Below are 26,513 nucleotides of genomic sequence, written 5' to 3'. Positions count from 1 at the left end.
AATGAAAAAATTAAAATTAATGACAATTGTTGGTACAAGACCAGAAATTATTCGATTATCTGCAACAATTAAAGCATGTGATAAGTACTTTAACCAAGTATTAGTCCATACAGGGCAAAATTATGATTACACACTAAATCAAGTATTCTTTGAAGATTTAGAGTTAAGAGAGCCAGATTATTATCTTGAAGCGGTAGGTAATCATTTAGGTGAAACGATGGGAAACATTTTAGCTAAATCATATGAAGTGTTAGCAAAAGAACGCCCAGATGCATTACTTATTTTAGGCGATACAAACAGCTGTTTAGCAGCGGTATCAGCCAAAAGATTAAAAATTCCAGTATTCCATATGGAAGCGGGGAATAGATGTTTCGATCAAAATGTACCTGAAGAAATTAACCGTAAAATTGTCGATCATGTCAGTGATGTTAATTTACCTTATACAGAACATAGCCGACGCTACTTATTAGATGAAGGTTTTCCAAAGCAAAACATTTTTGTTACAGGATCTCCAATGAAAGAAGTATTAGAAGAATACTTATATAAAATTGAGGAAAGTGATATTTTAACAAAATTAGAATTAGAACCTCAAAATTATATATTAGTATCTGCACATCGAGAAGAAAATATTGATAATGAAGCAAACTTTTTATCACTTATGAATGCGATTAATGATATTGCAGAAAATTACCAAATACCAGTTATTTATTCAACACATCCAAGAAGCTGGAAAAAGATAGAAGAAAGAGAATTTAAATTTCATCCATTAGTAAGACAACTTAAGCCATTTGGATTTTTTGATTACAATGCACTACAAAAAAATGCTTTTGTCGTACTATCTGATAGTGGCACACTGTCTGAAGAATCATCAATTTTAAAATTCCCAGGTGTGCTCATTCGAACATCAACAGAGAGACCAGAAGTTTTAGACAAAGGTACCGTGATTGTTGGAGGCATTTCATTTAATAATTTAGTACAATCCGTAGAACTTGCAAAAGCAATGGAAGAAAACAACGAACCTATGATTGATGCGATTGATTACAAAGATACAAACGTGTCAACAAAAGTCGTTAAAATTATACAAAGTTACAAAGATATCATTAACCGTAATACTTGGAGGAAGTTATGATAAATAAATTAATGGGTTTATTAAAGTCATCTTCGTCAAAAGAAAAAAATGTAAAAATTAACAGATTAGCATATGTTACTAATTCTACTTTTAAAGGTAATAATTATGTAGACAGATTTTGTAAAATTAGAAATTCAACAATTGGAAAATATAGTTACATTGGTTTTGGAAGTGATTTTAATCATGTTGAGATAGGAAACTATTGCTCAATATCATCAGATGTAAAAATGGGTTTAGGAAAGCATCCATTAGAATTTTTTAGTAGTTCACCTATCTTTTATTCTAATAATAATCCTTTTGGTATTAAAGAGGCCTATTTTAAATTTGATGACAGCCCCAACAAGACAATTGTTGGACATGATGTTTGGATAGGTGCTAATGTCATTGTTCTTGATGGTATACAAATAGGGAACGGAGCCGTGATAGCAGCTGGTGCAATTGTTACTAGAAATGTTGAACCATATGAAATCGTAGGTGGTGTGCCTGCTAAAACGATCAAAAAAAGGTTTGACGATGAGACAATTAATAAATTGCTTGAAAGCAAATGGTGGTTAATGAGTCCTAATGAACTTAAATCAAAAAACTTTTCACTAACTAACTTAAAAGTTTCAAGAGAATAGGAAGAGATAAATGAAAATTTTAAATATAGTGTCTAGCAATATTGTTCAAGATCCTAGAATTTTGAAGCAAATGGAGACGATTAAAGGTATAACTAATACGCATTTAATGATTGGCATGAATAATAAAAATGTAACAAAAGAGCGGCTTGATAAACTAGATTTTCAATATAAGTTATTTGGAGAAAAAAGTGAAACCACTTCAATCTTTAGTAAACTCTTGAAGCGAATTAATTTTACTAAGAATGTAATAAAACAAATTAAAAAATATCAACCTAATGTTATACATGCCAATGATTTTGATGTTCTTCTAATGGTTTATTTAAGCGGGTATAAAAATGCCAATATTATTTTTGATGCTCATGAAATATATGCTAAAAATGCTTTTATAAATAAATATGCGATGATTTCTAAAATTGTAGAAATCATTGAAAAACATATTGTAGCTAAAAGAGTTGATGCTTTTGTTACAGTGAGTCATGCAGCAAAATCATATTATTTGAAAAAAGGCTATAAAAAGACACCTCACGTTATTACAAATGCTCCTATTTTAGATGAAACGATAAAATCAAGTGATAATAATAATGATATTAAAGAAGTTATTTATCAAGGGCAAATTGTTTCTAATCGTGGATATGAAGAATTTGTGAAAGCTGCTGCAATTCAGGATAATACGAAAGTTAATTATGTGATTAGAGGATTTGGACCACAAGAAGATGAAATTAAGAAACTCATTAATTCAGAAGCAGCCAATGTAAGACTAGATAAGCCAGTAGAAATGAAAGACTTGGTTAAAAAGTTAACTGAAAGTGACATCGGTGTCGTATTGACTAAGCCAGTATCTATAAACTATGAATATACAGTTTCTAACAAAATATTTGAATGCATTCATGCAGGATTGCCGGTTATTTTGTCACCAGTTAAAGAGCATTACTATCTTAATGATAAATATAATTTTGGAATTGTTATTGATGATGTGACACCTGAAAAAATAGCCGAAGCTGTTAATAAATTAGCCACTGATGACAAACTATATCATGAATTACGACAAAATGCGATTAAAGCTTCTAAGATACTAAGCTGGCAAAATGAAAGTGAAAAATTGAAAGAATTATATTTAAATATATAAAAGTTCTGGTGAAGTTATGAATAAATCAAAAGATTTTATATTCAGTATTTTGTCCAATGTAATACTTATGATTCTATTACAGCTTGTCCTTTTGCCTATTTACGCAAAAATACATACACCACAAGAATTTGGAGCATTTATTTTACTATTAACATTGGTAAATATTATATCGCCTATCTTAGGGAATACACTTAATAATATAAGACTAATAAACAAAACCAATTTTAACTTAATTGAATCAGAGTATTTATGTTTGGTAATAATAGGGTCATTCATTGTAATGATAATTACGATGATCTATTCATTTGTTAACGTATTTTCTTTGATGGATACTATTTTTTCTGGTTTATGGGCAGCATTTCTATTAATAAGAAGCTACTTATTTGTCTATTATCGATTAGATTTTCGATTTAAGTCGCTACTATATATAAGTATAGCTGTAAGTTTTGTTATGCTCATAGGCGGTGTGAGCATGTATTTTATGCATGTTTCCATATTTATCGTACTTTTTGCAAGTGAATTCATTATGACTATATTAATGATTATTGATTATAGAAGAAAGTTTGAAAATTTTAGACTTAAATTCTTAAATAATGAAGATTTTAAAAATTATATAGAACTTATAGGTGCTAATTCAGTATTAAATTTAATAAATTATTCTGATAGAATATTGCTGAATTTATTCTTAGGGACTATATATGTTCCTTTATTCTTTGTTGCAACTACTATAGGAAAAATATCTAATTTATTGATTAATCCTATTGTCACAGTGTTATTAAGCTATGAGGTTGATAGTAAAGGACAAGATACAATAGAGAATGTGAAAAAGGTATTTAAAATCATTATGGTTGTTTCAATTATGATGTCAATTGTCATTTCTATCGTTTCATGGGTTTTCATTTATGTATTTTACAATGAATATATAAGTAAAGTTCAAGCCTTAATCTTCTTAGCTAATTTAGGGGTGATATTGATGTCCAGTACTGCAGTATTACAAATTAAATTAGTAGCTAACAGTCAATTTAGGAATAACTTAATGATCAACGTAATGACTTTAATCATCATTGTTTTATTTAGTGCAATTTTAGTGCAATTTTTCAACGTATATGGGTATGCGATTGCTTTAATCATTTCTGCAATGTATAAGCATTTCGCCATTTACCATAAAGTTATGAAGATAATTCCAAATAAAGGGTGACTTGTGTGACTATTTTTTTATTTGTAATCATATCCGCTGTTTATGCAGTATTTCTATTAAGGTCGAATTTTAGATTTATAAGTTTGCTCTTTTTAGCTGTTTTTAGTATTAGTTTCTTACTTCCTGTCATAGTTGATAAACCTTTTAATTATCAGGTTTATTTAGATGCAGGGGGTTATAGCTATACCAATAAACTATATTTACTAGCTTTAATTGTGTTTGTAATTAGTAATATTATTGTTCATTTCATGAATATTAAATTTAAAGTTAGAAATGTTTTAGTAATGAAAAAAGAAAACATTAATAATATCTATCCTATTTATATCGTGGCGACAATAATAGTGATAATGTTAACAGGGCTAAATATAATTACAAGTGGTTCCACATCAACACTTGAAAGTAGTTCTATTGTAAAAATGTTACAAGGATCAGTATTGATGGGATATTTATATTTATCCTATTTATATCTCTTTAATTCTAAGAATATGAACGATAGAATAAAGAGTTTGATATTGGTACTTATTAGTGTCGCTTTAGTAGCAATATTTATTTTTGGTCGACGCATTCTAATTTATCCAACTATCGCGATTGTCGTTCTTTACATATACAAAAGAGGTAAAACGCCTAGTCTAGTTAAATTATCAACGATTGCGTTAGGAATCATTTTAATCATATTACCGTTAATGATGAGTATAAGAACGTTAGGTATTAAAAAAGGATTTGTGAATTTTAAAGATATTTTATTTGGTGATTATAATAAATATTTAGACTATTTAGCGTTAGGTACAGATGTAACTTATTCATATTCCTTAGCTTCAATATTAACGAATTATCATGTTCATATTAGTATATTAACGTTGTTCAAACCTTTATTTATTTTTATACCAAGAAGTATTTGGCCTAACAAACCAGGTGCCCTTTCAGAAGAAATAGTAAAGCAATTGAATTTACCCTTTGATAAAGGAATGTCAATTCCGCCTGGCTTTGTAGGAGAATCTTATTTATACTTAGGCGTTTTCGGTATTATTTTAGCAAGTGTAATCTTTGGAGTATTTTGTGGTTTAGCAGATCAATATAGTTTGAGTTTGAGAGCTACTAAAGATGGATGTCATAGTATAAATTTAATTTTAATAACTATTATATCTATTCAATTAATTATGGGGTCAGTTAGAGGCGATACTGCAACAAATATTCAAGAAGCATTTTATTTATTTATCCCAATGTCATTAATGTTTTGGTTATCTAAATTTAAGATAAAATATAAATAAATATTAAAATTTCAGGTGATTAAATGAAAAAGAAAAAATTATTAATATTATGTCAGTATTTTTATCCTGAATACGTTTCTTCTGCTACTTTACCAACGCAAATGGCTGAGGATTTAGTAAAAAAAGGTATGTATGTAGATGTTATATGTGGATGGCCGTATGAATATAGCAATGAGAAGCAAGTTGAAAAGAATGAGAATTACAAAGGCATTAATATAAAAAGATTAAGATACTCAAAATTTAATAATAAGTCCAAATTTGGACGAATATGTAATTTCTTTTCACTATTTCTAATGTTTATTTTTAAAATGCCCAAGATGTTGAAATATAATCATATATTAGTGTATTCCAATCCTCCAATATTACCGTTAATCCCGGATATTTTGCATCGCGTATTTAAAAAGCAGTATTCATTTGTAGTGTATGATATTGCACCTGATAATGCTTTGAAAACCGGAACTACTAGACCGGGTAGTTTAATTGATAGATTAATGAAATATATCAATAAACATGTGTATAGCAATGCGAAAAACGTTATTGTTTTAGGAACTGAAATGAAAAATTATTTATTACAAAATAAGATTTCAAGTAAGCCTGATCGGATACATGTCATTCCTAATTGGTATACAGAATCAGAAGACGATAAAGTTCATAATATAGAATTCCGTGATTTAAGAAATCAATATGACAAAATTTTGCTTTACAGTGGAAATATGGGACAACTTCAAGATATGGATACTATTATTGATTTTCTTAAATTAAATAAGGAAGATAATAAAACACTAACAATTTTATGTGGTCATGGTAAGAAATATCAAAAAGTTAAAAATTCAATTGAATTCAATCATATCTCAAATGTCAAAATTTATAAATTTTTAACTGGCACTGATTATACAGATGTATTAAAAATTGCCGATGCGTGCTTTGCTTCATTAGTTAAAGAAGGTGTTGGCTTAGGTGTGCCAAGTAAAAACTATGGATACTTGGCAAATAAGAAGCCTTTAATTTTAATTATGGATAAACAATCAGACATTGTTAAGCAAGTTGAAGCTTACAATGCAGGTATTCAAATAGATAACGGAGCAGCACAAGATATATATAACTTTGTAACAAGGCATTCAAGAGAGGAATTAAAAGAATTAGGGGTCAACGCGTATCAATTGTTTAAAGATAAATATACAAGAGAACATAATACAACAAAATATTATAACTTATTGAATGGAGGAAATTAATGTGAAAAGAGCTTTCGACTTATTTTGCTCAATATATGGTTTAATTGTAGCAGGGCCTTTTTTACTTATTATAGCGTTACTAATTAAATTAGAGTCACCAGGCCCAGCTATTTTTAAGCAAAAAAGACCAACACTAAATAATGAGCTTTTTAATATCTATAAATTTAGATCGATGAAAATGGATACTCCTAATGTAGCAACAGATTTAATGGATCCAGCAGATTTTATTACTAAAACTGGTAAATTTATTAGAAAAACATCAATTGATGAGTTACCTCAATTACTAAACGTGTTAAAAGGTGATATGTCCATTGTAGGTCCTAGACCAGCACTTTATAATCAATATGAACTTATTGAAAAAAGAACAAAAGTAAATGTTCATACAATACGACCGGGTGTTACTGGGTTAGCGCAAGTAATGGGTAGAGATAATAATACTGACGATCAAAAAGTAATGTTTGACAAATACTATTTAGAAAACCAATCATTTTTATTAGACATGTATATTATTTATAAAACAGTCATTAATACAATCTCATCAGAAGGTGTTTCTCACTAATGAGTAAAAACATTTTAATTACAGGAACTGGTGGATATGTTGGCAGTCATTTAGCGAATAGTTTAGAAAAATCAGGAAATAAAGTAAGTAGGTTAAGTGTAAGAAATTCACTATGGGAAAATCAAAGTTTTACAGACTATGATGTCATTATTCATACTGCTGCATTAGTTCATAATAATGATCCCAGTGCACAACTTGAAGATTATTTTAGAATAAATATGCATTTACCAAATAAATTAGCAAATAAAGCTAAAAAAGATGGAGTTAACCAGTTTATATTCATGAGTACAATGGCTGTATTTGGAGAAGATGGAGTAATCGGTAAAAATATTGAAATTACTGATCCAATGAAGATAAAACCTATAACAGATTATGGTAAATCAAAAGCTAAAGCAGAAGAGAAACTGCTTAATATCTCTAGTTCTAGCTTTAAAGTTGTAATTATCAGACCACCGATGATTTATGGGGAAGATTCACCAGGTAATTTCACCAAACTAAAAAAAGTGGCAAAACTATTACCAATAATTCCTAACATTCATAACTATAGAAGTGCACTATATATCAAACATTTAGAACAATATGTCAACGAAATTATTACGCATAAAAAAGCAGGTATCTATCATCCTAAAGATGAATTTGAATTTAATACAACAAATGTCATAAAAGAGATTCGTAAAAACGAAAATAAAAGCACGATTTTATTACCAGTTCCAAAAACGATTTATCCCTTATTAAATAAAGTGAAATTTATTACCAAACTTTATGGCAATTTGGTGTATGGCAAAGATTTATATTTAAGTGAAGAGAAAATAAATATTAATCAACAAGAGTTTGAAAATATTATCAAAGATATCATGAATAAAGATTAATACTTTGTAAATTTTACGTGTGAAACATATATAAAATCTGTGTTTAATGGAGGGTATTAAAATGAAATTAACAGTTGTAGGATTAGGATATATTGGATTGCCAACATCAATTATGTTTGCTAAACACGATGTAGATGTATTAGGTGTAGATATCAATGACAAAACAATTGATAGTTTACAAAAAGGTAAAGTAAACATTGAAGAACCAGGTTTACAAGAAGTATTTGAGGAAGTACTTGAAAAAGGGACTTTAAAAGTTTCTACAAAACCAGCGGAAGCAGATGCTTTTATCATATCAGTGCCAACCCCAAACAATGATGATGAATATGAATCATGTGATATATCAATCGTGTTAAATGCAGTAAATAGTGTCTTACCGTATCTTAAAAAAGGTGACACGATTATAGTAGAATCAACAATTGCACCACGTACAATGGACGACCATGTTAAACCTTTAATAGAAGATAAAGGGTTTACTGTTGGTGAAGATATATACTTGGTACATTGTCCAGAGCGTGTGTTACCAGGGAAGATATTAGAAGAATTAATTTACAACAATCGGATTATTGGTGGGGTAACGCCGAATTGTGTTGAAGCGGGTAAACGTGTATATAGTACCTTTGTTAAAGGAGAATTGATTGAAACAAATGCACGTACAGCTGAAATGAGTAAATTAATGGAAAATACTTACAGAGACTTAAACATTGCTTTGGCTAATGAAATTACAAAGATTAGTAATCATTTAGATATTAATGTATTAGATGTAATTGAAATGGCAAATAAACATCCTCGGGTCAATATTCATTCACCGGGACCAGGTGTGGGTGGACATTGTTTAGCGGTAGATCCATACTTTATTATTGCAAAAGACCCTGAACACTCACCATTAATTCAAACTGGAAGAAAAGTAAATCGTTCAATGCCTCATTATGTTGTTGAGCATGTCAAAAGAATATTATCTGGTATTAATCACGCTAAAATTGCCGTGTTTGGGTTAACATATAAAGGTGACGTTGATGACATAAGAGAATCCCCAGCACTAGATATTTATCATTTATTACAAGAGGAAAATTTTGAAGTTACGGCTTATGATCCACATGTGGAATTGGACTTTGTTGAAAGAGATATTAACAAAGCTACTGAAGACGCATCACTTGTACTTATTCTTAGTGACCATTCAGAATTTAAAGAACTTAGCGATGATGATTTCAAACTTATGAAAAACAAAATCATATTTGATACTAAAAATGTTGTTAAATCAAACTTTAATGATTTATCTTACTTTAACTATGGTAATCTATATAAAGCAAGAGATATAGAGCTAAATAATTAAGCGAATTGTAATTTAATAATTCAACTAATAAGGTGGATGTAAATGAAAAAAATAATGACTATTTTTGGTACTCGTCCTGAAGCGATAAAAATGGCGCCATTAGTTAAAGAATTACAAAAAAGTAAAAACTTAAAACCGGTAGTCGTCATTACTGCGCAACATAGAGAAATGTTAGATAGTGTTTTAAACATATTTGATGTCATACCTGATCACGATTTAAACATTATGAAATCGAATCAGACATTAGCTGAGCTTACTTCTAGAATTACTACTAAACTTGATGCAGTCATCAAAGAAGAAGAACCAGATATGGTGCTCGTGCATGGAGATACGACGTCTACATTTGTAGGTGGATTAACAGCTTTTTATAATCAAATACCTATAGGTCATGTTGAAGCTGGTTTACGTACATGGAATAAGTATTCGCCATTTCCTGAAGAAATGAATCGGGTTATGGTTGGAAATATGGCAGATTTAAATTTTGCGCCTACTGACAAAGCAGCAGAGAATTTGAAAAAAGAGAATAAAACAGAAGAAAGTATCGTGGTAACAGGTAACACTGCAATTGATGCCATGAAGACTACAATTAAAGATAATTATCAATCAGAAATTATCGAAAGACATAGTGATAAAAAGATAATTTTATTAACGGCACATAGAAGAGAAAATATTGGCACTCCAATGCATAATATTTTTAAAGCAATTCAAAAGCTTGTTAATGAATATGAAGATATCGTTGTTATTTATCCAATGCATAAAAATCCTAAAGTAAGAGAAATTGCTCATCAATATTTAAAAAATAACGCAAGAATTGAGTTAATTGAACCACTTGATGTCATTGACTTCCATAATTTTGCTAATAAAGCATATTTAATTCTTACGGATTCAGGTGGTGTGCAAGAAGAAGCACCATCTTTAGGTAAACCGGTATTAGTATTAAGAGATACAACTGAGCGTCCTGAAGGTGTGAGTGCAGGAACATTAAAAGTGATTGGTACTACTTTTGATTCTGTTTTAAAGGAAACGAAAAATTTGTTAGAAAACAAAGATGAATACATTAAAATGAGTAAAGCAAGCAATCCATATGGTGATGGAGAAGCTTCAAGAAGGATTTGTGAAAATATAGAATTTTATTTTGGATTAAGAAAAGCACTTCCTGCACCTTTTAAAAGTATTTATTAAGCACATTGCTAAATGTGAGTGTTTAAAATTTTTAAATAGAACGATATTTGATATATAAATATTAAAATCAGGTTGCGATATAAATGTCTTTGACAAGTTGAATAAGGCAATTTCTATTGAAAGTTAATAGAAATTGCCTTATTTATTATAGAACCGAATTCATAATGAATTCTGTCCTAATCTCATTAATTAGCATTATTAGCTAAGAAGGCGAAAATATTTTTCGCACTATCTGTGTTATCTTTATTACCTAAGAATTTGTCCTCACCTGGGCCGTAAGCATAAGTATTCACATCTTCTCCAGTATGACCGTAAGTTGTCCAACCAGTATGTGATTCATCGTTAATTGGTTTTTGAATTGCATCTTGTAACTTCGTCGTTGCTGCAGCAAGTTTTGGATCTTTTTCATTTTTCACTTTTGATTTAACTTCTTTAAGTTCTTTTGCTGCTTCTTTGACTTTATCTAATTGATTATCTGGGAAGTTGATGCCATAGCCTTCTTTAATGACGGTTTCAGAATCTTTGCCATCAGCAATCTGCTTTGTCATATAGCTACCAGAATGTTTCATTTTACGTATTGCTTCCGGATTCCACACATAGTCTTTACCTTTTGCAATAGATAAACCACCAGTTGAATGATCTGCTGTAGCTACAACTAATGTATCTTTATGTGTGTTGGCATAGTTGATTGCATTTTGGAATGCTTTATCAAATCCGCTCATTTCAGACATCACACCAGTAATATCGTTAGGGTGACCAGATTTATCAATAGAGGCACCTTCAACCATTAAGAAGAACCCTTTATTATTTTTTTCAAGTTTAGATAATGCACTATTTTCCATATCAACTAATAATGGATTTTGTTGAGGTGCATCTATTTGTAGGGGCATATCTTTTTCAGCAAATAAGCCTAATACTTGATTGCTTTGAGAATGTGCTAAGTCTGTTTTATTTGTGACATAATCATAGCCATCATTTTGGAATTTTTTAGTTAAATTACCATTGTTTTTACCAAAGTATTTAGAACCACCGCCTAAGATGACATCTACTTTGTGTTGGCCATTAATTTTATCATTATAAAATTGTTGCGCAATCTCGTCTTTTTTATCTCGACTGTCAATGTGTGCAGCATAAACGGCTGGTGTCGCATCTGTAACTTCAGCTGTTGTCACTAAGCCTGTAGATTTGCCATTTTCTTTAGCTTGTTCTAGTACAGATTTAAGTGGTTTTTTGTTCGTGTCAACTGAAATGGCGCCATTGTAAGTTTTATGTCCAGTAGCGAAAGCTGTACCACCAGCGGCAGAGTCTGTAACATTTTCTTTTGGATCATCGGGATTTGTACGGTTAGTCCCTTTAAGGTATTTATCAAAGGCAGTTTGATCTAACTCTTTTGTTTTTGGGTTATCTGCATAGTAACGGTAAGCTGTGTTATAAGCGGGACCCATACCATCGCCGACCATAAAGATGACGTTTTTAGGGTTTTTCGTGTTACCCATCGCCATCATATCATTTTGGGGATTGGCTGGACCTTCACCACTTCCAGATGCTTCGGATAGTTGACTCGTACTTAAGAGTGCGGCAGCTGCTATTGTTGTAGCTAATGTAGCTTTTCCTATTTTATTGAATACTCGCATGCTTTGATTATCCTCCTAATTTATATGTAAAGGTGTACTACAAATTCAGTGTATGAAATTAACGTTGAGTTTATGTGGGTTTATCGTTAAGAAAATGTAAATTGTATAGGGGGATCATTGTTAGAAAAGGGGATGACATGCGTGTTATTTTTGATTAAAAGATGTAAAATGTGGGATGAAGAAAAATATATTTCTCACTAGGAGAGGAGTTAATCATTATGATTCTTGTTATGCTATCACCCATTTTAATCATATTATTTATTGTAATGGGTATTTTCGAAGAACGTAGACGTAATAAAAAGCGTAAGGAACAGCAAGATAAAACTGTATCCAAATTCGAACAAGGACCACCACCAAAAGATGGAGAATTTGCCTCTAGATATTATAAAAATGAAGAAACAACACAAACTGCTCACAATAAAGAAGAAAATCAACCAGAAGAAAGCACAAAAAATCAAGAAAAATAGCGGAGCTCTAATAGAAAGAAAATAAAAATTTACAATACCAGTTGAGTTCTTGCTTATAAAGGAGTGTTGTTATGAGGATTATGATTGTTGAGGATGATGTTGTGATTCGCGAGAGTTTGGCTGGTGAACTGATGAAGTGGAATTATGATGTGGTTGCTGTAGATACCTTTGATGATATTGTGTCTTGGTTCGTAAAGTATGAACCAGATTTAGTGTTGTTGGACATTAATTTACCTACATTGAATGGATTTCACTGGTGCCAAGAAATTCGCAAATCGTCAAATGTACCAATTATTTTTATTAGCTCACGCACGGATAATATGGATCAGATTATGGCGATACAAATGGGTGGAGATGACTTTATAGAAAAACCATTTAATCTGTCATTGACCGTAACAAAGATTCAAGCTTTGCTTCGTCGAACTTATAATTTAACTGTGAATCATAATGAAACGACAGTTCGTGACTGTAAGTTGATTATTGATGAAGCAAAGCTTTATTACAAAGAAGAATCGGTACATTTATCATTTACAGAGTTACAAATTATTAAAATGCTGTTTGATAATCAAGGTAAATATGTCAGTCGCACAGCGTTAATTGAAAAATGCTGGGAGTCTGAACACTTTATTGATGACAATACGCTTGCGGTAAATATGACACGCTTACGCAAAAAACTTAATTCTATAGGGCTTGAAGATTTTATTGAAACAAAAAAGAATATAGGATATAAGGTTTAACGCCAATGACAACGTTCTTTGACACAATTAAGCGTGAACTGATCATCACCGCAATGGCATTAGTTGTTTTTTTAGTAATCTTTTTTGTCTTTAATTTGCCCTACTATGCCTACTTTTTAGGAAGTGGCATTATGTTATTTATCATGGTTATTTATTGGTTTATCGCATTGAGCGAGTTTAAAAAACAACAACGATTGACATCTCAACTTAAAGTGTTAGAACAAGAAGTTCAACAATTAAGAAGCAAGCAAACGCAATACCAAAATGACATCGAAAGCTATTTTCTTACTTGGGTACATCAAATTAAAACACCGATCACTGCCTCCAAACTATTACTCGAACGTAATGAAGACAATGTTGTTAACCGTGTCCGACAAGAAATAATTCAAATTGATAATTACACTAGTTTAGCTTTAAGCTATTTAAAATTAATGAATCATGAAACTGACATGAGCTTTACTAAAGTAACTGTCAATGAATTGGTTAAGCCATTAATAATGAAATATTCAATACAATTTATCGATCAACATACACGTATACATTATGATTGCTCAGATGAAGAAGTATTGACAGATGTGCAATGGGCTTCCATTATGATAGAGCAAATTTTGAATAATGCACTAAAATATGCTCGTGGTAAAGATATTTGGTTAACTTTTGATAAAGATATAAACGTACTGTCTATCAAAGATAATGGTGTGGGTATTAGTACTGCTGATTTACCGAAAATTTTTGATAAAGGTTATTCTGGTTATAATGGTCGTTTAAATGAGCAATCAACTGGTATTGGATTGTTTATAGTAAAACATATATCGAATCATATTCATCATCAAGTAGAAGTAGATTCTAAGCTAGGTCAAGGTACGACATTTAAGATTTATTTTCCTAAGGTAGATAAAATGAATGAACTATAGCACAGAATAATTCATATCTATACTTCTGTAAGTTCAGAGGTGTTTAATGATGCATTTAAAGTAAATGAAATTAGCAATTATGCAGGTATTTTAGGAGGATTCAAGTTGTTACTTGAGGTTAAAAATGTAAAGAAAATTTATGGCAAAGGTCTTCACAAAACGACTGCATTAAATGGTATGACCTTTAATGTTCAACAAGGAGAATTTGTAGCAATCATGGGTGAGTCAGGTTCTGGAAAAACGACGTTACTCAATGTGATTGCTACATTTGATAAAATTAACGAAGGTAGTATTAGAATTGATAATCGGCAACTCAATCATATTCGTCATAAAGAAGTTGCTCATTTTAGAAGAGAAACATTAGGTTTTGTGTTTCAAGATTTTAATATGCTGCCAACTATGTCAAATAAAGATAACATTATTATGCCGCTTGTCTTAGCCAATCGTTCACACAAAACGATTGATGCTCGGCTTGCGCCGTTAAGTCAACAATTAGGTATTGAGCATATATTAGATCAATTTCCTTATCAAAGTTCAGGTGGTGAACAGCAACGAGTCGGAATTGCTAGAGCATTAATAAATCAACCTAAGCTACTACTTGCTGATGAACCCACTGGCGCTTTGGATTCCAAAACATCTAAACAAATTATGAGGTTATTTCAAAAGATTAACCAACGTCAGCAAACCATACTGATGGTTACGCATTCTAATATTGATGCCTCATATGCCAATAGAGTACTTTTTATTAAAGATGGCCGTGTTTATCATGAAATATATCGGGGTGAAGAAACACAATCAGATTTTCAACGGCGTATTGCTGATAGCTTGGCGATGTTAAATGAAAGAGGTGAATGATTTGACGTTTAAGATGTTGGTCATGATGACGACTCGACAGTTTAAGGCACAACGTCATATGATTATTCCATATATGCTAGCACTTAGCGCAATGTTCGGTATGGAATTTATATTATTATCATTAGGATTTAATGACGATGTTCGACGTCATCATTCAGTCTTACCTTATTTTATTTATATAGGCAATGCTTTTATGTCAATATTCATCGTAATATTTGTACTTTATGCCAATCGATTTGTCATGCGCCATCGTCAACATGAATTTGCATTAAATATGATTTTAGGTATGGAAAAGAAACACATTCGTGTCTTATTGTTTATTGAAGCCATCTATCAGACATTTGTCATTGCACTACTAAGTATTATAGGTGGGTATCTCTTTGGTGCCATTTCATTTATGCTGTTGAATAAATTGATGAAACAGACGACTACACGTCTTATCATCTATCCATTTGATATAACGGCAATGTCGTATATGTTAGTGGTTTTAATAGGAACAATGATACTACTGTTCATTATTAATAATGTAAGGTTAACGATGCAAAGCCCTATCGAATTAATACAAGCTCAGCATAAGAGAGAAAAGCCATTATCCAAATTTGTTACATTCATTTTGCTCTTGATTGGTCTTTTAACGTTAGGATTAAGCTACTATAGTGTACTCGAACCTAAAACATTATTAGGTTCTTTTAACCGAATATTCATTGCTATCATTTATTTGATTATTTCAATGTATTGCTTATTTTTGTCACTTATGCCATTAATCTTACAAGTCTTGCAACGATATAAACGACTGTATTATCAGCAAAAGTATTTCTTTACGTTGTCAGGCTTAGTAGTACGAATGCGCTCTAATGCAGTAAGTTTAGCGAGCATGACTTTATTATGTACTTTTTTATTAGCGACGTTATCGATGTGTGTAGCAGCATATCGAGGTGTAGAAGATCGCATAGATAGTTTGATGACAAATCAATATCGTGTCGATTTCCTTGGAGATATGTATCAAAGTGAAAAAATAAAAGATACTGTGACCCGCTTTGAACAAGATGTGAGGAAAAAGGCAAAGGTAGATCAATTTAAACCAATCGTTTCAAGTATGCAAGATGTGAAAGTCAATGAGGCCACAATAGAATATAATCAGCAAAAAAATGTGTATAAAAATGGAATTTCACGTTTCACAATTGCTCAGTTATCTGATTTCAATCGATTTACAAAGCAACAGATAACACTTAAAGATAATGAGATTGCTATTGATGGTATGGGGCCTTTAATCAAGAAAAAGAAATTAACTATTGCAGGTCATACATATCAAGTTAAACACGTAAAATTAAATGGGTTCGGTATAAATAGAATTGCTGATGGTTATAATATTATTGTTAAAAATGAAAGACAATTCAATAGCATAGTCAACTTATTAGCTAAAAATAAACAATCTTATCACGCACCAGCAACCGAAGACGTAACCACTAGTATTGAGTTTAATTTGCTTACTGATAATAAATCACAATTTAATCAAATGATTCCTAAGTTAGAACATAAATACAAAAATGCAACGATTCAACGTAAAGATGAGTTTGCCAACATATTCTATCAAGTCAACGGGGGATTGGTTTTTATTGGTATTGTTGTATCAATCATACTATTAATAGGTACATTTTTAATGATGTATTTTAAACAAATTGCCGAAGGTTATGAAGATTGCGAAGATTTTAGAACTATGCAGCAACTTGGTATTGAAGATAAACGTATTCAACAGACGATTCAACAACAAATGCGTTATATTTTTATTGTGCCGCTCATTGTTGGTACGTTTCATACATTAATTGCGTATAGATTAATCAAGCAACTAATGACCGGAATAGGTATTGAAGGTTGGGACCTCTTTGCCACAAGTTATGTTGCAGTTTTAGTTGTTTTTGTTGGAATTTATGGCATAATATATCGTATAACATCAAAAATATATTATAAAATGATTAAAATTTAAAGGAATACTTTAATAAAAAAGATTAAGAAAGGATTTACTTTTATGGATCGAGTTGCTGAGACAACGTTAACCAGTATCGGTATAGTGCTACATATATTGTATATGCTAATGATATTGCTAATCAAAGCTGTACTACCATTATTTTTGAGCAGCATTTTAATATTTTTACTTCCATTTTACTTATTATTATATAATAACCGGGATGGGTTTAATGACGGTGTCGAACACATAGCTAACTCTTTACTTGTTATGGGAATGATCATAACTATTTTATCGCTTATAGCTGTGTTTATTATTGCGAAAAAGCCTAAATTTGCAAGCACCATTTTATTTTTTACGACGCTAATAGCATTATTTAATATGAACTGGATTTCCGGATTATTATGGCTGATTTCTGCGATAATGCTACTCTCAAGAAAGCCTAAAGATATTAAAAAACGGCAATATGCGTTGCAACAGGAGAAACAGCAAACGATAGATAGGTTGCAATAACCATTCATTATCACATCATATCTTTGACAAATATTGAGTGTAAAGCACCATTCTTAAAAGTAAAGTCAACTTTTAGGAGGTTAATAATGATTAAACGAACTGTAGAAACCGTTCTAACATGGTCTGGAATTATTTTGCATGCGGTATACTTTTTCATTTTATTACTTATGTCATTAATTTTTACAAATGATGATTTTAAAAAATTTATGATTATGAAAGAATTACAAAGACCAGATGAAAATGTAACCTTGTCTGAAGCGGTAATGTCTGTTAATGTTCTTTCAACACTTGTCACGATTCAAGCTATAATAAACATCGTTATATTAGTTTTAGCAATTATTGGAGTAATCTTTATTCATAGAAGAACAAATGTATCAGCGATATTACTTATTATTGCAGCAGCATTATGTTTGTTGAACGCGAGTTGGGTAGCGTTTGTCTTGTGGCTTATCGCAAGTATAATGTTATTTGCGAGAAAACCAAAAACGCAATATGACTACAGTTACAACAACATGTCTAATCCATCTCAGGAAGACGCAAACGATAATGAACATAGTCAGAGTTAAAATACTTGACAGTTAATAGATTTAGAAGCTAACAATCGTCAAAGTCAATCATCACAATATGATTGTAAGTATTCAATTGGTGGTATTTCTATACAAAATGAATCATATGAGGGTTTTATTTTCAAGATGGTATAGAGCGTCGTCAACAAGAGCAAAATAAAGTTAAATTATCATGTAATATAGTTATATTATAAATATTGAGCATATTTATTGTCATAAATAAGTGTAAAGTAAGGATTTCGTGGGTAAAGCAAAATAAAAGGAGGATTATTATGATTAAAAGAACAGGTGAAAAAGTTTTAACTTGGATTGGATTTATATTACATACGTTATACGTTATCTTTTTAGTTTTAATTCAAATGATGGTTAGTGATAGTGATTTTAAAGAACAATTGGCTAACGAACTACAAAAAAATCCAGATTCAAATGTTTCGAGAGACCAGACAATAGAAGCTGTTAATTCAGTAGCCACAAATTCTTCTGGCTGGATTATGATCGGAATTGTTATCTTAGGCTTAACTTTAGTTGCTGCGATTATGTTGAGCAAACATCCTACGATTTCTGCAATACTACTTATTATTGCTGTAGTATTAAGCGTATTTAATGTCAGCTGGGTAGCAGGAATTTTATGGTTAATTGCTGCGATTATGTTGCTTGTTAGAAGACCTAAAAATCAATATGCGTATAACAGTGGTACAACAACTGATATCCCACCAGAAGAGAATGAGCGATACAATAATTATAGTGAGAACCACAATGACGAATATCGTCATCAACAGCAAGATGTAGAAGTTGATAATCATGACCATCATCAATCACATTCTACTAACGATAAGGATGTATCAGATGATACGCGATTATCAAATGATGATCAGCATGATGATTTTGTGCGAGATGCTGCTGAGCGTCGTCAACAAGAAAAAAACGATGATCCATATAAATATTAAAGGATAATAACCCTGATGCAGGATATATTCTTGCATCAGGGTTTCTTACGTTCTTTTTCTATTATATGGATAAAATATTAGGTATGGATAAATGAATTAATAATTAATGTCTAAATGTGACTTTAAAGTATGGCTTTGATATCTTTTACGATATAAGCCTCGTTGTTGTAATTCCGGGACAATATAAGTCACGAAATCGTTCAAACTATGCGGCAGAGATGGTGGCATTAAATTAAAACCGTCTGCTACGCCTTCATTAAACCAAAGCTCCATCTCATCTACAATTTCTTTCGGTGTACCGATTAATGTAAGATGTCCACCACCTGCATTGAGATAACCCAACAGTTCTCGAACAGTAGGTTGTTTATCTTTAATGATTTCAAGTACTGTTTCATAACGACCAGTTGGACCCTCAAAAGTCTCAATTGGAGGTAACTCTGGAACCGGACCATCTAAGTTCCAATCCTGACAATCTTGTTGAATGAAAAAGCTAAGTTGTTTTAACGCTGTTTTCACAGGAAGTTGTGCATCTAAACGTTTTTTCTTCGCTAAAGCTTCTTCCTTTGTTTGTCCTACATAAGTAACTAAACCAGGAAATACTTTAATATGACGTTGTGGTTCAGCCGTTTGTGATAATGCCTGCTTTAATCGCTCACGATACCTTTTGGCTTGAGTTAAATTCCATGATACTGCATACACAGCATCCGCATATCTTGCGGCAAGTGCGATGCCTTGTTTAGAAGCACCAGCTTGCATATTAACCGGTCGCCCCTGTGGACTCTGAGGTGTAGAGATTGGGCCTCTCACTTGAAAATAGTTACCATTAAATTCTATCGGTTTAATTTGAGACGCATTCATGAGAACACCACGCTCTTTATCGGCAACAATATCTGTTGCTTTCCAGTTTGTAAACAAGTGTTGCATGACTGCAGCAAATTCTTGTGCACGAGCGTAGCGAGCTTCATGATTAGGTAACTCTGTCATACTATGATTTTGTGCTTCTATATCAGTCATCGATGTTACTAAATTCCAACCAACCCGTCCACCTGTCATATGGTCAAGACTAAGCAATTGTCTGGCAACAGTATAAGGATCCGAAAATGTACTCGAAATAGTTGGGACCAGACCGACGTACTGAGTTACTTGTGATATGGCTGTTAAATTTATGAGTGGATCAAACCAAAAGGCAGGCATTGCACTTGAGTCATTGGTATTAAAGGATTGATTGTCTGCGAAAAAGACAATATCTAAACAACCTCGTTCAGCAAGTTGTGCTAACTCTTGGTAGTATGAAACATCACCAAGCCGTTCAACTGCAGAATCAGGCATTTGCCAAGCTGCTTGATGATGACCGCAACCATAAACTAAGACGCCAATATGCATTTGACGTTGTTGCTGTTGATACATATATATACACTCCAATACAGCTACATTTATAACGATTATTGGGTTAGAAGTGTCCAACTCTTAAAATTAATAATGGCGTTCAAATGGACAATCAATTCATTGTTAAGCCACCATCTACAGTTATATTTTGTCCTGTAATTTGTTTAGCTTCATCTGAACATAGATAGACAACCATGTTGGCAACATCTTGCGGGCTTGTAACTTGATGTAACGGTGTTGTACTTGCAATTAAATCAAATACTTCCGGTGTCGTAACTGCACTGGCATCTGTTGTTTTAAGTAAGCCCCCTGAGACGACATTAGCAGTGATACCATATTGACCAAGTTCAGCAGCAATATTTCTAGTAAAACCGATAATACTCGCTTTTGCAGTTGTATATTCATGATAAGGAACAACTGGGTTTTGATATAAATTTGTACCGATATTTACTACAGAACCTTGTTTATGCTCAATAAATTGAGGTAGTACACTTTGAATAACATTAAAACTTGCTTTCAAGGTTCCATCTAGTTGTGCTTGATAATCGTCCCAAGATAAATCTTTGAAGGATTTTTGTGCGTCAGGATCGAATTTAAAGTTAACTAATGCATTGTTAACAACAGCATCGATATGTCCAAAATGATCGATTGCACTAGCTACCATCGCATTCACTTGCTCACGATTACGAACATCTGCTTGTAATGCAATAGTTTGAGTTCCTAGCTCTTGCATTAACTGTTCGGCCGCTGTTTGACTTTGATTATAATTAATCACAACTTGAAATCCTTTAGCGACTAGAGTGCGTGCTATAACAGAACCAAGGCCACGACTAGCTCCAGTTACTAATACAGTTTTTGCCATTGTGAACCTCCTTATAAAGAATATTAAAGAAAAAAATACGCAACCTTCACTAGGAAAGTTGCGCAACGTAAAACTATCATAAATAACGGACTCAAAATAAAAGAGGCCATTAGACATATTAATATTAGGTTCCACACACTTTCCTACGCTAGTATCAACTAGATCAGGTTCAAAGGGTTTAAGGCCACGCCTATTCTCAGTTATAAAAACACCCCTAGTGCATATATTTAACTTTAATTTCAATTTAAAACTTTTCATTCACATTGTCAAGATAATACAAGTTTATAGGTCTTTATATAATAAAACATTGAATATAAGTATAGATTTGATACTTATTAAATTATTTAAACAAAAGCTACTTACAAGCAAAAAAACGTGGTAGTTATAGTTTTATTTACCGAATAAAGAGGCTCAATTTCAAAACTTCAATATTCTGTAGTTTGTATCAGCCATTTCTATCTTTGCTTGTGCTATTTGAGCAGTATTGTTAAATGAGAAGTTGCTTAAATAAGTACTTATAGTTATTTTCAACATCAAAAATTTTAAAAGACTATATTATAAACTTCAGCTAGTAAATTGAATATGTCATATATACATAATTTTAACTTTGCAATTTTTATATCCAACTACCTTTGTTGAAAAATAATTAAATTTTTAAATTACAGTATATATATAATTTTAAGAATGTATTTTTTGCAATAATATAGATGAAAACTATAATGCACATATGACAATTTTGTGCTTAATAAATCAACACTTAAAATGATTTTGTTCAATATGTTTAATTTTGGTTGAAAATACTTTTAAAATGAAATTATTTTTGCAAAAATTGTGCTAAGGTAGTAGAAATATCGTTAAATATTAGGGAGAGATTAATATGAAAAAAGGTGTAAGCGTTATTAATCCCGAGGAAAAAAGACAACAACTACACTCAATAAGAAAATTCAAAGTAGGAACGGCTTCAATTTTAATTGGAGTAACGCTAATATTCGGTGTGCCAAAAGTAGCATATGCTGAAGAAATGCAAGCAATTCAAAGTAATAAACAGGCGAATGATAGTTCCGAAGAGACAAAAAAGCAATAATAAGCAACAAAATAATCTCCATGGTCAAACTACTGAAGAACAACAAAATATCTCGACAATAACCGAAACAAGTGTAGATAACTCGAAAGCTTTAAATACGGCCGATTCATCTACAAGTGAACAACAGGATAATGATATTACTACAGATGCCACAACTAATTCCATACAATCTAATGAAAATGTAATACATCAAAATACAACTAATGATGCGAAAAATGAAAAATTCAATGCTAACATTATAAAATCAAAAAATGAAACAACCACCAATGAAAATATAAATCCACAAAATAGTGTTAAAGAAAATTTAACAGCAAAATTTAAAAACACAACGGAAACTACGAATCAACAAGCTGCTCAAATCCAATCTACTACTCAAAAATCAACTTCGGCACAAACAACATTAAAGCAGAGTCGTAAGTTAGTACAAGAAAAATCCCAACAAGATACAACCGTAACATCAAAGAATAATAGTAATAATTCAGATCAAAACACTACACTATCTGGAGTGACGTATACTGGAGTGACACCATTTACCAATAGTAATGGTGATAAGACAAATGAGGAAAAAGTAGTTACTACTCAACCAATTACCGTTAAACAAAGACGTGCGTTAATGGTAAAAAGTAATTATGCTGCAGATACGTCAATTAGTGATCCGAAAGTTATTGATTATCCAACTCCGAAAAATAGTAAATATTCTTATATGCTGCATGAATTAGGTTATAATGCAACGACTGTTTCTGATGAATCAAGTTTAAGATTTGCAGGTATTACACAAAATAAAAATTCCAATGGCAGCACTATTACGCTAAATTTAACAAAATGGAATAGTGCAACTACTAATCTTAATAATGGGAAAATAAATTTATCGTTTTCTCAAAGTAAATTTTTTTCACAGATTGAAAGTATAAGTTTTGATGGTACTAATATGATAACAGATAATAATGGGCAAAATTGGTATACACCTGCATCCAATGCTAACTTAGGATTGATAGGTTCAGTAACTAATTCTCCTATAATAATCACATTAAAAAATAATCAAAGTTTAACTTCGCTCGGATATTCTAATACGAATCCAGTTTATTTTACGCACACATGGACACTAAATGATGGATCAATTGCGCCCGAAAGTATTCAAAATGCTTTAATAACACCAACACTCAATCCTAAAGTGCCGCAGTCAACACAATCATCAGGATTTACGACAGGGCGTTTAATTAACAAAATTGATATAAGTAGAACTGATAACACTATAAAATCCATTCATTCATTTAAACCAGATGAAAACTTTTTACAAACAGATTATAACTGGGTATTGTATGTGAAAGAACAGATACCAAAAGAATTAATGCCATATATAGATCGTGGTTCTATTAACATTTATGTGTCCGATATTTTTGGAAATCCAATTAGTTCGGATAGAAATGTCCAAGGATTTGTTGATGATAATGGTTTCTTTGATTCCAGTAAAATCAATGAAATTTCTATTAAAGATAATAATACGACAAGCCATCTTAATAGTGCACGTGGGAGTTTAGATCATAATGTCTTTTATGGTACATTAGGTCAATCACGAAATTATACGATTTCATACAAATTAAAAGATGGTGTGACAATTGAGCAACTCCAAAGAGAATTGAGTGATAGATTAACATTTTCATCTTGGCTAGAAACAGATTATTTAGATTCAAGAGATAATGGTTCAGCTAATAACCGTCTGATGGGTTCATATGCGAGTTCCTATGTCGATTTAATAGATAGAGTACCACCAGAAAAACCAGTTGCGAACAACATTACAACAGACGATAAAGCAATAATAGGAACAGCAGAGGCCAATACAAAAATTAATTTAGCATTTAGTGATGGGCGCATATTAACAGGTACAGTAGATAGTAATGGTAACTTTTCTGTTAGTATACCATCAGGATTTAATTTAACAGGTAAAGAAACAATTTCTATTACAGCCATAGATAAAGGATTAAACGTCTCTCAACCAACGACTATTACAGTGACAGATACTACACCACCTTCGCTCGAAGACATTAATAGTCAAGTCGTCTTAATTAATACAGCGATTAATAATGTAAAAATTAATGCGACAGATAATAGTGGAGATCCTATAAAAATTACAATCAGTCAATTACCTAATGGAGTGTCTTACAACAGCGATACACAAGAAATTAGTGGTAAACCAACACAAGTAGGCGTTTATCCAATTACTGTTACAGCTACAGATGCTTCAGGAAATGTATCAACAACGTCTTTTGCTATAACAGCGCGTGACATAACCGCACCAGATGTAAAACCAATTGAAAATCAAACCATTGAAATCAATACTGCTATCTCTAACATTTTGATTAATGCAACAGATGATAGTGGCTTACCTGTGAATAATACAGTAAGTGGTTTGCCAGATGGAGTGACATTTGATTCTACAACAAATACAATTAGCGGCATACCAACTACGTTAGGGACTTATCCAATAGAAGTTATGTCAAAAGATAACGAAAATAATGTGACTAAAACAAAATTCACAATTTTTGTGCAAGATACAACTAGTCCTGTTGTAAATGCTATTCAGTCACAAACAGTTGAAATTAACACACCTATCAATTCAATTAAGATTGATGCTAAGGATAATAGCCTTGGATCAGTAGTAAATACTGTAAGTGGACTGCCTGATGGAATAACATTTGACAGCGAGACCAATACGATTTCAGGTACACCTACGCAAACTGGTACGTCCAAAATAGTAATTATATCCACAGATGCTTCAGGTAATCAAACTGTAACGAATACAACTATTGTCGTCAGAGATACAATAAAACCAGTTGTTAATCCAATTAGTAATCAGAAAAAAGAAGTAAATACTCCAATTGATGATATTAAAATAGTAGCAAGTGATAACAGCAACCAAGATGTTACAATCGTAGTGACAGGTCTGCCTAGAGGCGTAATATTTGATACCACAACAAATACAATAAGTGGCTCGCCTAAAGAAGTTGGGAAATATGAATTTAAAGTAACAGTAGAGGATAATGCTAAAAATTCAACTGAAACAAGGTTTACAATTGAAGTTGTAGATACGACAGCACCAACGGTAAAAGGAATCAACAATCAAACCAAAGAGGTCAATACGGCAATTGATAACATCAAGATTGATGCGAGTGATAATAGTGGCCAAGCAGTGACAAACACAGTAAATGGTCTACCGGAAGGAGTAACATTTGATCCTAAAACAAACACAATAAGTGGTGTAGCGACGAAGGTCGGCATCTATCCAATCGTGGTAACAAGCACGGATAACCAAGGAAATAAAGTAGATACGACATTCACAATTAAAATTGTAGATACAACGGCACCGACGGTAAAAGAGATAAGTGACCAAACCAAAGAGGTGAATACCGCTATAGACGAAATTGTGATAGATGCCACAGATAATAGTGGCCAAGCAGTGACAAATAAAGTCAGCGGTCTGCCGGAAGGAGTAACGTTTAATCCATCAACAAATACAATAAGCGGCGTAGCCACAAAAGTCGGCACCTATCCAATCGTAGTGATAAGCACTGACGCTGAGGGTAATAATGTCGAGACAAAATTCAATATCAAAGTTGTAGATACGACAGCACCGACGGTGAAAGAGATTAGCGATCAAACCAAAGAGGTAAATACGGCAATCGATAACATCGAGATCAGTGCTACAGATAATAGTGGCGAAGTAGTAACAAATAGAGTCAGTGGTCTACCGGAAGGAGTAACGTTTGATTCTAGAACAAATACAATAAGCGGTGTAGCGACGAAGGTCGGCACCTATCCAATCGTAGTGATAAGCACTGACGCTGAGGGTAATAGTGTTGAGACAAAATTCATAATCAAAGTTGTAGACACGACAGCACCGACGGTGAAAGGAATTAGTGACCAAACCAAAGAGGTGAATACCGCGATAGACGACATCGAGATTAGAGCTACAGATAATAGTGGTCAAGTAGTGACAAATAAAGTCAGTGGTCTACCGGAAGGAGTAACGTTTGACCCTAGAACAAACACAATAAGCGGTGTAGCGACGAAG

The 26,513-nt window shown here is 32.0% G+C and carries 22 protein-coding genes, 1 pseudogene and 1 riboswitch; of the genes and pseudogenes, 20 read left to right on the top strand and 3 right to left on the bottom strand.

What is annotated here, in order from left to right; all coding sequences use genetic code 11:
- Position 1 precedes the first annotated feature (1 nt).
- The 10 genes from wecB (CD041_RS09455) (at position 2) to wecB (CD041_RS09410) (ending at position 10,516) form a co-directional block, all read left to right on the top strand.
- Positions 2 to 1,129 carry a non-hydrolyzing UDP-N-acetylglucosamine 2-epimerase gene (gene wecB, locus CD041_RS09455; RefSeq protein ID WP_070647755.1) on the top strand — a complete coding sequence of 376 codons (1,128 nt, stop codon included), beginning with the start codon at positions 2 to 4 and terminating at the stop codon, positions 1,127 to 1,129.
- On the top strand, positions 1,126 to 1,749 hold the full coding sequence (locus CD041_RS09450) for a CatB-related O-acetyltransferase (protein WP_002460628.1): 624 nt from the start codon (positions 1,126 to 1,128) through the stop codon (positions 1,747 to 1,749). The genes wecB (CD041_RS09455) and CD041_RS09450 overlap by 4 nt, the downstream gene beginning before the upstream one ends.
- A gap of 10 nt (positions 1,750 to 1,759) precedes the next feature.
- Positions 1,760 to 2,875 (top strand): glycosyltransferase, encoded by a 1,116-nt coding sequence (locus CD041_RS09445; protein WP_070647756.1) that lies wholly within the window; start codon positions 1,760 to 1,762, stop codon positions 2,873 to 2,875.
- A 16-nt stretch (positions 2,876 to 2,891) separates the two neighbouring features.
- Entirely contained in the window at positions 2,892 to 4,073 is a 1,182-nt protein-coding gene (locus CD041_RS09440) for a lipopolysaccharide biosynthesis protein (RefSeq protein ID WP_002478504.1), read from the top strand.
- Positions 4,070 to 5,341, top strand: a complete 1,272-nt coding sequence (locus tag CD041_RS09435; protein WP_002460625.1) for an O-antigen polymerase — start codon at positions 4,070 to 4,072, stop codon at positions 5,339 to 5,341. Before CD041_RS09440 ends, CD041_RS09435 begins: the two co-directional genes overlap by 4 nt.
- 23 nt (positions 5,342 to 5,364) lie before the next feature.
- On the top strand, positions 5,365 to 6,573 hold the full coding sequence (locus tag CD041_RS09430; RefSeq protein ID WP_070815486.1) for a glycosyltransferase family 4 protein: 1,209 nt from the start codon (positions 5,365 to 5,367) through the stop codon (positions 6,571 to 6,573).
- A gap of 1 nt (position 6,574) precedes the next feature.
- Positions 6,575 to 7,132, top strand: a complete 558-nt coding sequence (locus CD041_RS09425) for a sugar transferase (protein WP_002478507.1) — start codon at positions 6,575 to 6,577, stop codon at positions 7,130 to 7,132.
- The gene (locus CD041_RS09420) at positions 7,132 to 8,001 is read left to right on the top strand and encodes an NAD-dependent epimerase/dehydratase family protein (RefSeq protein WP_002478508.1); all 870 of its coding nucleotides are present in this window, start codon (positions 7,132 to 7,134) and stop codon (positions 7,999 to 8,001) included. The genes CD041_RS09425 and CD041_RS09420 overlap by 1 nt, the downstream gene beginning before the upstream one ends.
- Positions 8,002 to 8,062: 61 nt before the next feature.
- On the top strand, positions 8,063 to 9,334 hold the full coding sequence (locus CD041_RS09415; RefSeq protein WP_002478509.1) for a nucleotide sugar dehydrogenase: 1,272 nt from the start codon (positions 8,063 to 8,065) through the stop codon (positions 9,332 to 9,334).
- A gap of 42 nt (positions 9,335 to 9,376) precedes the next feature.
- Entirely contained in the window at positions 9,377 to 10,516 is a 1,140-nt protein-coding gene (wecB, locus tag CD041_RS09410; protein WP_002478510.1) for a non-hydrolyzing UDP-N-acetylglucosamine 2-epimerase, read from the top strand.
- 185 nt (positions 10,517 to 10,701) lie between these two features.
- Here the strand turns inward: wecB (CD041_RS09410) and CD041_RS09405 are convergent, their stop codons facing one another.
- Positions 10,702 to 12,150 (bottom strand): alkaline phosphatase, encoded by a 1,449-nt coding sequence (locus tag CD041_RS09405; RefSeq protein WP_070815487.1) that lies wholly within the window; start codon positions 12,148 to 12,150, stop codon positions 10,702 to 10,704.
- 218 nt (positions 12,151 to 12,368) lie between these two features.
- On the opposite strand from CD041_RS09405, the pseudogene CD041_RS12405 reads away from it, so the two are divergent.
- The 8 genes and pseudogenes from CD041_RS12405 to CD041_RS09365 form a co-directional block, all read left to right on the top strand.
- Positions 12,369 to 12,473, top strand: a pseudogene (locus CD041_RS12405) (hypothetical protein); the annotation flags it as partial.
- A gap of 215 nt (positions 12,474 to 12,688) precedes the next feature.
- Positions 12,689 to 13,354: a response regulator transcription factor gene (locus CD041_RS09395; protein ID WP_070647759.1), complete on the top strand. Its 666-nt coding sequence runs from the start codon at positions 12,689 to 12,691 to the stop codon at positions 13,352 to 13,354.
- A gap of 5 nt (positions 13,355 to 13,359) precedes the next feature.
- Entirely contained in the window at positions 13,360 to 14,268 is a 909-nt protein-coding gene (locus CD041_RS09390) for a sensor histidine kinase (RefSeq protein WP_080606487.1), read from the top strand.
- A 105-nt stretch (positions 14,269 to 14,373) separates the two neighbouring features.
- On the top strand, positions 14,374 to 15,123 hold the full coding sequence (locus tag CD041_RS09385) for an ABC transporter ATP-binding protein (protein ID WP_002478514.1): 750 nt from the start codon (positions 14,374 to 14,376) through the stop codon (positions 15,121 to 15,123).
- A 22-nt stretch (positions 15,124 to 15,145) separates the two neighbouring features.
- Positions 15,146 to 17,107 (top strand): FtsX-like permease family protein, encoded by a 1,962-nt coding sequence (locus CD041_RS09380; RefSeq protein ID WP_225306480.1) that lies wholly within the window; start codon positions 15,146 to 15,148, stop codon positions 17,105 to 17,107.
- 42 nt (positions 17,108 to 17,149) lie between these two features.
- Positions 17,150 to 17,599 (top strand): hypothetical protein, encoded by a 450-nt coding sequence (locus tag CD041_RS09375; RefSeq protein WP_002492528.1) that lies wholly within the window; start codon positions 17,150 to 17,152, stop codon positions 17,597 to 17,599.
- 86 nt (positions 17,600 to 17,685) lie between these two features.
- Complete coding sequence (locus CD041_RS09370; protein ID WP_070647761.1) at positions 17,686 to 18,165, top strand: DUF4064 domain-containing protein; 480 nt, start codon at positions 17,686 to 17,688, stop codon at positions 18,163 to 18,165.
- 272 nt (positions 18,166 to 18,437) lie between these two features.
- Positions 18,438 to 19,112 carry a DUF4064 domain-containing protein gene (locus CD041_RS09365; RefSeq protein WP_002478518.1) on the top strand — a complete coding sequence of 225 codons (675 nt, stop codon included), beginning with the start codon at positions 18,438 to 18,440 and terminating at the stop codon, positions 19,110 to 19,112.
- A gap of 96 nt (positions 19,113 to 19,208) precedes the next feature.
- Here CD041_RS09365 and CD041_RS09360 read toward each other — a convergent pair whose 3' ends face one another.
- Positions 19,209 to 20,519: an LLM class flavin-dependent oxidoreductase gene (locus CD041_RS09360; protein WP_070647762.1), complete on the bottom strand. Its 1,311-nt coding sequence runs from the start codon at positions 20,517 to 20,519 to the stop codon at positions 19,209 to 19,211.
- 91 nt (positions 20,520 to 20,610) lie between these two features.
- Positions 20,611 to 21,360, bottom strand: coding sequence for a 3-oxoacyl-ACP reductase (locus CD041_RS09355; RefSeq protein ID WP_002460605.1), 750 nt, complete (start codon positions 21,358 to 21,360; stop codon positions 20,611 to 20,613).
- A gap of 123 nt (positions 21,361 to 21,483) precedes the next feature.
- Positions 21,484 to 21,586: riboswitch (TPP riboswitch) on the bottom strand.
- 651 nt (positions 21,587 to 22,237) lie between these two features.
- Here CD041_RS09355 and CD041_RS09350 point away from each other — a divergent pair.
- Together CD041_RS09350 and CD041_RS09345 are read left to right on the top strand one after the other, a co-directional pair.
- The gene (locus CD041_RS09350; RefSeq protein WP_080606489.1) at positions 22,238 to 22,444 is read left to right on the top strand and encodes a YSIRK-type signal peptide-containing protein; all 207 of its coding nucleotides are present in this window, start codon (positions 22,238 to 22,240) and stop codon (positions 22,442 to 22,444) included.
- Positions 22,413 to 26,513 (top strand): putative Ig domain-containing protein (locus CD041_RS09345; protein WP_219727430.1); only part of this gene is annotated, 4,101 nt, incomplete at its 3' end. The genes CD041_RS09350 and CD041_RS09345, both read left to right, overlap by 32 nt.

The organism is Staphylococcus lugdunensis (genome assembly GCF_002901705.1).
Lineage (GTDB): Bacteria > Bacillota > Bacilli > Staphylococcales > Staphylococcaceae > Staphylococcus > Staphylococcus lugdunensis.
Note: the sequence above shows the minus strand (reverse complement) of the source record. Positions and strands in the feature narration are given on the sequence as shown.

Coding starts and splice junctions, on each gene's coding strand:
- wecB (WP_070647755.1), top strand. CDS start 2: ATGAAAAAATTAAAATTAATGACAATTGTTGGTACAAGACCAGAAATT.
- CD041_RS09450 (WP_002460628.1), top strand. CDS start 1,126: ATGATAAATAAATTAATGGGTTTATTAAAGTCATCTTCGTCAAAAGAA.
- CD041_RS09445 (WP_070647756.1), top strand. CDS start 1,760: ATGAAAATTTTAAATATAGTGTCTAGCAATATTGTTCAAGATCCTAGA.
- CD041_RS09440 (WP_002478504.1), top strand. CDS start 2,892: ATGAATAAATCAAAAGATTTTATATTCAGTATTTTGTCCAATGTAATA.
- CD041_RS09430 (WP_070815486.1), top strand. CDS start 5,365: ATGAAAAAGAAAAAATTATTAATATTATGTCAGTATTTTTATCCTGAA.
- CD041_RS09420 (WP_002478508.1), top strand. CDS start 7,132: ATGAGTAAAAACATTTTAATTACAGGAACTGGTGGATATGTTGGCAGT.
- CD041_RS09415 (WP_002478509.1), top strand. CDS start 8,063: ATGAAATTAACAGTTGTAGGATTAGGATATATTGGATTGCCAACATCA.
- wecB (WP_002478510.1), top strand. CDS start 9,377: ATGAAAAAAATAATGACTATTTTTGGTACTCGTCCTGAAGCGATAAAA.
- CD041_RS09405 (WP_070815487.1), bottom strand. CDS start 12,150: ATGCGAGTATTCAATAAAATAGGAAAAGCTACATTAGCTACAACAATA.
- CD041_RS09395 (WP_070647759.1), top strand. CDS start 12,689: ATGAGGATTATGATTGTTGAGGATGATGTTGTGATTCGCGAGAGTTTG.
- CD041_RS09390 (WP_080606487.1), top strand. CDS start 13,360: ATGACAACGTTCTTTGACACAATTAAGCGTGAACTGATCATCACCGCA.
- CD041_RS09380 (WP_225306480.1), top strand. CDS start 15,146: ATGATGACGACTCGACAGTTTAAGGCACAACGTCATATGATTATTCCA.
- CD041_RS09375 (WP_002492528.1), top strand. CDS start 17,150: ATGGATCGAGTTGCTGAGACAACGTTAACCAGTATCGGTATAGTGCTA.
- CD041_RS09370 (WP_070647761.1), top strand. CDS start 17,686: ATGATTAAACGAACTGTAGAAACCGTTCTAACATGGTCTGGAATTATT.
- CD041_RS09365 (WP_002478518.1), top strand. CDS start 18,438: ATGATTAAAAGAACAGGTGAAAAAGTTTTAACTTGGATTGGATTTATA.
- CD041_RS09360 (WP_070647762.1), bottom strand. CDS start 20,519: ATGTATCAACAGCAACAACGTCAAATGCATATTGGCGTCTTAGTTTAT.
- CD041_RS09355 (WP_002460605.1), bottom strand. CDS start 21,360: ATGGCAAAAACTGTATTAGTAACTGGAGCTAGTCGTGGCCTTGGTTCT.
- CD041_RS09350 (WP_080606489.1), top strand. CDS start 22,238: ATGAAAAAAGGTGTAAGCGTTATTAATCCCGAGGAAAAAAGACAACAA.